Consider the following 7655-nt stretch of genomic DNA (forward strand, 5'->3'; position numbering starts at 1 on the left):
TGGCGCGGCGCTGGAGCCGGGTGTCGTACCGCCGGGTGCGGGGGCCGCAAAATGACACGCGGGGCGATGGGCGCCCGCCACGCGCGCGGCGTCGTGTCCCTCGAGTTCGTGCTGATGCTGCCGTTCCTGCTGATGGTGCTGATCGGCATCATCGACACGAGCCTGCTCCTGTGCGACAAGGCCGTCATCACGAACGCGAGCCGCGAGGCGGCGCGCGCCGGCGTCATGCTGCGCGTGCCGATGCTGACCACGACGCAGATCGCCAACATCGCGCAGACCGCGATGCAGAACAGCCTGATCACCGGCGGCACCGCGACGACACCGGCGGTGACCGTGACGCAGGCGAACGGCACGACGTCGGGCACCGCGCTGACGGTGACGGTGACCTACACGTATTCGGGGCTCGTGCTGGGCTCCGCGTTCAGCGCGCTCACTGGCCCGGTGACGGTCTCGGCGACGTCGGTGATGCTCTATGAATGACATGACCGCCACGCCACCCGTCGGCGCCGAACGGCAGCGCGGTTCGGTCGCGCTGTTCTTCCTGCTGTTCCTGATTCCGCTGCTGTCGTTCGGCGCGCTGGCGATCGACATCGCGTGGGTGGTCACGGTGAACAACCAGTTGCAGAACGCGGCCGACGCGGCCGCGCTCGCGGGGGCCGATGCGATGATGTCGCCGAGCGGCGGCGCGGTGAACTGGTCGCAGGCCGCGCCGGCGGCGAATGGCGTGATCGCGCAGAACTCGGCGGCCGGCGCGGCGCTGTCGACCGGCACGGTGACCACCGGATACTGGAACGTGACGCGCAACCCCGCCTCCATGCAGCCGACGACCATCACGCCGGGCCAGTACGACGTGCCGGCGGTGCAGGTCACCGTGTCGCGCGCGCCCGGCGTGAACGGCGGCTCGATTCCGCTGCTGCTCGGCGGACTGCTGGGGATCCCCGGCGCATCCGACAGCGCGACCGCCGTGGCGGTGCTGGCGGCGCCGGGCGGGGTCGGGGCCGGCGGGCTGTTTCCGGTCGCGATCGACCAGTGCGTGTACAACCTGTACTGGAACGCGTCGACCAACCAGCCGCTGATCAATCCGCTGACGGGCCAGCCGTTCGAATTCTCGATCACGAACGGCCAGATCTACGGCCTGCTGTGCATGGGCGGGCAGTGGACGTCGTTCCAGTCGAGCGCGACCGACACGACGACGATGGGCGGCCTGATGACAACCGGCAATCCGACGACGCTCAACATCGGCGACACCATCAATCTCGCGACCGGCGTGAAGGCGACGCTCTATACGTCGGTGCCGGTCGGCGCGACGGTGGTGCTGCCGGTCGTCACGCAGACGGCGACCAGCACCTCCGTGCCGATCGTCGCGTTCGCGCCGTTCCATATCGACGTGTCGCTGGGCGGCACATACAAGTATATCCAGGGCCATTTCGTCGCCGGCGTGAAGATGACCGGCGTCGCGACCGGCGTCGGGCCGTACTACGGCATCTACGTGCCGCCGCGGCTCGCGTTCTGAGCCTCCGGGCCGGCGCGCCGCAGCAGCACGAGGAGCGCGAACAGCGTCACGACCGGGCCGATCTGCGGCCCTTGCAGCCACGGGTTCAGGTATTCGACGGCCGGCAGCAGCCACATGAGCGCGATCGCGGTCTGCTCGCCGCGCAGCCAGCCGTCCTGCCAGCCGATCGCCAGCAGGCACGCGATCGCGATGCCGAGCCAGGCGAGCTCGTAGTGCCACACGTACGGGTTCGCCGCGAGCGTGGCGACGGCCTGCACCGCCGCGCGCAAGCGGACGTCGCGTGAGCGTGTCCACACGATGCAGGCGGCGGCGATCGCCAGCGCCGCGATGCACGCTTGCGCGGCATACGCGGCGCCAGGCGGCAGGCCCGCGAGGCGGAGCGCGGCGAACGGCGCCGGCGACGCGAGCCAGAACACGATGCCTTGCTCGAGGAGGAGCGTGCGCGCGAGCGCCGTGCCGGCGACGAACAGGCGTAGCGATTCGACGCCGCAGATCAGGATGCTCAATGCGGTGAACGCGGCGGTGGTGAGCGCGGCCCACGCGATCGTGCGCCAGGCGCGCGTGGCGACCAGCACGAACGGGAACAGCAGCGCCATCTGCGGCTTCGCCGACAGCAGGCCGATGCAGAGGCCGGCCCACATCGGCCGACGGTCGGCCCAGCAGACGGCCAGCGCCGCGCACGACGCGGTGAGGAACGCGTTCTGCCCGAACATCCCGGTGACGAACACGCACGGGGCGGCGAGCAGCGCGAACGCGCCGACGCGCCGCAAGCCGGGGAGCGCGCCGAGCCCCGATACGCGCGAGGCGGCGAATCCGAACACGACGATGCCGAACGCGACGAACAGCGGGTAGCCGACTGCATAGGGCAGCAGCGCCAGCGGCGTCACGAGCAGCAGGTTGGTGGGCGGGTACAGCCACGCGACGAGGTCTTCACGGCGGAACTGCGGGAACAGCTCGGCCGCCAGCCGCGAGAAGGTCGGCAGATCGTACGCTTGCCACGGCGAGCCGTGCAGCATCACGTACGACGCCGACCAGAACACCGCGTAGTCGGGGCCCGGGCGCGACGGTGCGGTGGCGGGCGCGTGACGGACGACGGCGATCCAGATCGCGACGAACAGCGCGTAACACACGAGCGCGACCGCGCTGTACGCCACGACGCGCCGGGGCGTCAGCCATGCGCGGGCGGCAGGGGCCGCCGCTCGGATCGCTTGTCGGGGGAGATCCATGCGTCGTGCGCGCGGTTACTTGATGGACGCTTTCCGCGCGGCGCCGTGGCCGGTCGCGGCGGGCTGCGCCGTCCGGCGGCGGGCCGCGTGCGTGCGCTTGAGCGGAAACTGCAGCAGCTGCGACGCCGGATGCGCGGCGGCGTCCCGCTGCGCGTGATAGCGCCGCCGCACGAGATAGACCGGTCGCTGCTTGGACTCGTGATAGATGCGTCCGAGATATTCGCCGATCACGCCGATGCCGATCAGCTGGATGCCGCCGACGAACAGCATCACGGAGATCAGCGACGCATAGCCGTGCACGGGGTTGCCGAACAGCAGCGTGCGCATGACGATGAACGCGCCGTAGATGAACGACAGCGCGGCGAACGCGAGGCCGATGTAGGTCCACACGCGCAACGGCACGGTGCTGAAGCTGGTGATGCCTTCGAGCGCGAAGTTCCAGCGGCGCCAGCCGGAGAATTTGGAGCGGCCGCCGCTGCGCGGCGCGCGCGTGTATTCGATGAGCTCGATGCGATAGCCGACCCACGCGAACAGGCCTTTCATGAAGCGCCGCCGCTCGGGCAGCGCGCGCAGCGCGTCGACGACCTGGCGGTCCATCAGGCGGAAATCGCCGACGTTTTCGGGCATCTCGACTTCGGAGAGATGGTTGTGCACGCGGTAGTAGAGCGCGGCGGCCACGCGCTGTATCAGCGGGTCGCACCTGCGGTCGGTGCGCTTCGCGGCGACGACCTCGGCGCCGGCGAGCCAGCGCTCGACCATCGCGGGGATCAGCGCGGGCGGGTCCTGCAGGTCGGCGTCGATCAGGATCACGGCGGTGCCGGCGGCTTCGTCGATGCCGGCGGTGAGCGCGGCTTCCTTGCCGAAGCGCCGGGTGAGATCGACGATGCGCACGCGTGGGTCGCCGGCGGCGACGTCGATCAGCCGGCCGAGCGTGTCGTCGCGGCTGCCGTCGTTGATGCAGACGATCTCGAAACGGACCGACTCGACCGATTCGAGGATCGGCAGCGTCGTGGCAAAGAACGCGTCGATGGCTTCTTCCTCGTCGTGGAACGGCACGACGAGCGAGACCAGTGGTTTTCTGGCATGCGCGGACATACGTCCCCCGAGAGATCCGGCCTGCGCTGCGCCGTATGGATCCGGTCGTCGCCGGCGGCAGGCCGGACGACTGGCGTTCTGAACATTGTAGGCAGGAATCGGGAATTCGTAACACGAATCGATGCCGGCACGGCAATGCGCGCGCGGACGCCAGGTCGACTGGCCGGACGTTGAGGCCGGCGGCGTTGTGCCGCGCGAGCGCGACCCGGTGCGCGATTGCCGGGCGCGGCGCCCGGCGACCGGCTCAGGAGGCCCGAACGACCGCGGCGCGCGTGCCGCGGCGTGCAAGCCGGGCGCGCCGCAGCAGCACGAGCAACGCGATCGTCGTCACGAGCGGCCCGATCTGCGGCAGATGCAGCCACGGATTCAGAAACTCGTACAAAGGGAGCGCCCACAGGACGGCCACGAGACTTTGCTCGCCGCGCAGCCAGCCGTCCCGCGAGCCGATGGCGATCATGCAGGCGATCGGGATGCACAGCCAGGACAGTTCGTAGTGCCAGAGATAGGGATTCGCGGCGAGCATCGCGATGACCAGCATGGCGCCGCGCAGCCGCGCATCCCGGTGGCGGTGCCAGACGACGCACGCGGCCGCGATCGCGATCGCGGCGATGGCGGCTTGCCCGGCATAGGCGAGCGTCAGCGGCAGGCCGGCGAGACGAAACGCCGCGAACGGCGTCGGCGACGCAAACCAGAACGCAACGCCATGCTCGATGATCAGTGCACGCAGCGCGCCCGCGTTCTGCGTAAAGAGGTGGAGCGATTCGATGCCGCCCTTCGCGATGCCCAGCGCGGTGAAGGCGGTCGCGAACGCCGCGGCCCACGCGAACGCGCGCCACGCGCGCGCGGCGATCAGCACGAACGGGAACAGCAACGCCAGCTGCGGCTTGACCGACAGGAGCCCGATGAAGAAGCCGGCCAGCATCGGCCGACGGTCGACGAAATGCACGGCGAGCGCCGCGCACGCCGCGGTCAGCATCGCGTTTTGCCCGTACATCGCGGTGACGAACACACCCGGGCACGCGAGCAGCGCGAGCCAGCCGACGCGTTTCGCGCCGGGCGTCGCCGCGAGCCCCGACACGCGCCAGGCCGCTACCCCGAGCAGCACGATGCCGAGCGCGACGAACAGCGGATAGCCGACCGCATAGGGCAGCAGCGCGAAGGGGGCGGCCACCAGCAGATACGTGGGGGGATACAGCCACGGCAGGAACGCATAGCGGGCCGCGGTCGGGAACAGGCCGACGAGCACCCGCGAGAACGCGGGGACATCGTAGATCTGCCACGGCGAACCGTGGAACATCAGGTGGGACGCGGACCAGAACACCATGAACCCCGAGCCCGGGCGGAACACGCCCGGGTCGGTCGAGTGGAAGCCGATCCAGACCAGGATCGTCATGAACAGCACGCCGACCGTCAGCATGACCGTGCTGTACAGCGCGACGCGTCCGGGCGTCAGCCAGACACGGACAGGGCGTTCGTCGTCTTGGATCGATGAGGTGGAAATATCCATGCGGCGCTACTTGACCGACAGATTGCGCGCGACCGCCGCGCTCGCGACGGCCGGCTGCCGTCGCCGGGCCGCGGCGACGCGCCGGACCGGGAACGGCAGCAGCTTCGCGGCGTCGGGCTGCGCGGCGTGTCGCGCCGGGTGCTGGCACACCAGCGCGTCGGCGCGGTAGCGCCGCCGCACGAGATAGACCGGCCGCTGCTTGGATTCGTGATAGATGCGTCCGAGGTATTCGCCGATCACGCCGATGCCGATCAGCTGGATGCCGCCGACGAACAGCATCACGGAGATCAGCGACGCATAGCCGTGCACGGGGTTGCCGAACAGCAGCGTGCGCATGACGATGAACGCGCCGTAGATGAACGACAGCGCGGCGAACGCGAGGCCGATGTAGGTCCACACGCGCAACGGCACGGTGCTGAAGCTGGTGATGCCTTCGAGCGCGAAGTTCCAGCGGCGCCAGCCGGAGAATTTGGAGCGGCCGCCGCTGCGCGGCGCGCGCGTGTATTCGATGAGCTCGATGCGATAGCCGACCCACGCGAACAGGCCTTTCATGAAGCGCCGCCGCTCGGGCAGCGCGCGCAGCGCGTCGACGACCTGGCGGTCCATCAGCCGGAAATCGCCGACGTTTTCGGGCATCTCGACTTCGGAGAGATGGTTGTGCACGCGGTAGTAGAGCGCGGCGGCCACGCGCTGCATCAGCGGGTCGCACCTGCGGTCGGTGCGCTTCGCGGCGACGACCTCGGCGCCGGCGAGCCAGCGTTCGACCATCGCGGGGATCAGTGCGGGCGGGTCCTGCAGGTCGGCGTCGATCAGGATCACGGCGGTGCCGGCGGCTTCGTCGATGCCGGCGGTGAGCGCGGCTTCCTTGCCGAAGCGCCGGGTGAGATCGACGATGCGCACACGCGGGTCGCCGGCGGCGACGTCGATCAGCCGGCCGAGCGTGTCGTCGCGGCTGCCGTCGTTCACGCAAACGATTTCGAAGCGTGTGGTGTCGATCGATTCGAGAATGGGAAGGGTGGTCGCGAAGAATGCGTCGATCGCTTCCGCCTCGTCGTGGAAGGGTACGACGAGCGATACCAGTGGCTTTCGGGTGTGCCTGGACATATGTCCCCCCGTGAAATCCGGTCTGCGCCGCATTGTCTGGTCCGGTTGTCGCCGACCTTGCGGAAACGGGTCCGGATCGGCGCAATTCTTGTGTGTATTCTGTTTGTAATGTCCTCGTCCGCTTGCCGCGAACCGCGGCGGCAAGCGGTCAGATCATTGTACGCACGAATGACGGGGCGGTGACAGCGTGCGCGGGTTTGCTCGGGGCAGGGATTTCAGCGATAGGGCAGCGCGCGGCGGCGCCATTCGCCGCGATGCGCACGCTCGTCGCGGCGACGTTCGGCGACGACGTGCCCGACCTCGACATGGCGCGCCCACGCTGATCGTAGCCACGTGCGGCAGCGTTCAGGCCGATACGTTGCGGATCGCGATCGATGCGACGTCGACGCGCCGCGGCAGGATCGCGTCGGCCGCCGCGCGGTCGGCGACACGCTGCAGCACGTCGATGTCCGCGCCGCTGAGGCTGCGCTGCGCGAGCGCGGCCCGTCGTGCGATGTCGGTGGCCGCGTCGGGCGGCAGGCGCGTGAGCGACGCATAGACGCTCGCATAGTCGGCCGGATGCGCGAGCGCCCATTGGCCCGCGCGGGCGAGCCGCGCCAGCACGTCGGCGAGCGCCGCGCGCTTCGCGCGATCGTCGAGCGTCTCGACCGGCGACGTCAGGAACGCCAGCCCGGAATTGATGCCGCTGCCGTCGCGGACGATGCGCGCGCCGCGCCGGACCGCATGCCCGTAGTACGGATCGAACGTCGCCCAGATGCCGATCCGCTTCGCCTCGAACGCGGCGAACGCATCGACGGGCAGCACGAAGCGCACGTCGACATCGCCCGGCGCGAGGCCGTGTTCGCGCAGCGCGCCGTACAACTGGTACTGCGAGATGCTGCCGCGCGCGGACGACACGACGACGGTTTGCCCTTTCAGGTCGGCGACGGTGCGGACCGGCGAATCGGGCTGCACGACGATGCCGAGCGACGTCGGCGAGCCGACGCGCGTCGCGACGATCCGCAACGACGGGTCGCCGAGCGCGGCGGTCAGCACGGGCAGGTCGCCGGCCGGCGCGAGATCGATCGCCCCTGCGCGCTGCGCCTCGAACAGCGGCGCGGCACCCTGGAAATTGGCCCAGCGGAACCGGTACGGCGTGCCGTCGAGCACGTGCGCGGCTTCCGCGAGCGCGCGCAGGCCGCCGGCCTGGTCGCCGAGCACGAGCGTCACG

Annotated in this window: 7 protein-coding genes; 2 read left to right on the forward strand and 5 right to left on the reverse strand. The window is 70.0% G+C overall.

Annotated elements, in window-relative coordinates; all coding sequences use genetic code 11:
- Positions 1 to 51 precede the first annotated feature (51 nt).
- The gene (locus G3N98_RS37200) at positions 52 to 480 is read left to right on the forward strand and encodes a TadE/TadG family type IV pilus assembly protein (protein ID WP_089474532.1); all 429 of its coding nucleotides are present in this window, start codon (positions 52 to 54) and stop codon (positions 478 to 480) included.
- Positions 473 to 1513, forward strand: a complete 1041-nt coding sequence (locus tag G3N98_RS37205; protein WP_206150914.1) for a TadG family pilus assembly protein — start codon at positions 473 to 475, stop codon at positions 1511 to 1513. Before G3N98_RS37200 ends, G3N98_RS37205 begins: the two co-directional genes overlap by 8 nt.
- Here the strand turns inward: G3N98_RS37205 and G3N98_RS37210 are convergent.
- The 5 genes from G3N98_RS37210 to G3N98_RS37230 form a co-directional block, all read right to left on the reverse strand.
- The gene (locus tag G3N98_RS37210) at positions 1486 to 2739 is read right to left on the reverse strand and encodes a glycosyltransferase family 87 protein (RefSeq protein WP_206150915.1); all 1254 of its coding nucleotides are present in this window, start codon (positions 2737 to 2739) and stop codon (positions 1486 to 1488) included. The two genes, G3N98_RS37205 and G3N98_RS37210, sit on opposite strands and share 28 nt — an antisense overlap.
- Before the next feature lie 15 nt (positions 2740 to 2754).
- Positions 2755 to 3834: a glycosyltransferase family 2 protein gene (locus G3N98_RS37215; protein WP_206150916.1), complete on the reverse strand. Its 1080-nt coding sequence runs from the start codon at positions 3832 to 3834 to the stop codon at positions 2755 to 2757.
- Positions 3835 to 4078: 244 nt separating this feature from the next.
- A complete protein-coding gene (locus G3N98_RS37220; RefSeq protein WP_206150917.1) occupies positions 4079 to 5341 on the reverse strand; it encodes a glycosyltransferase family 87 protein in 1263 nt (420 codons plus the stop codon).
- A 6-nt stretch (positions 5342 to 5347) separates the two neighbouring features.
- Positions 5348 to 6445 (reverse strand): glycosyltransferase family 2 protein, encoded by a 1098-nt coding sequence (locus G3N98_RS37225; protein WP_206150918.1) that lies wholly within the window; start codon positions 6443 to 6445, stop codon positions 5348 to 5350.
- Positions 6446 to 6790: 345 nt separating this feature from the next.
- Positions 6791 to 7655 (reverse strand): ABC transporter substrate-binding protein (locus tag G3N98_RS37230; protein WP_241026248.1); only part of this gene is annotated, 865 nt, incomplete at its 5' end.

This window comes from Burkholderia sp. Tr-20390 (genome assembly GCF_017104595.1).
Lineage (GTDB): Bacteria > Pseudomonadota > Gammaproteobacteria > Burkholderiales > Burkholderiaceae > Burkholderia.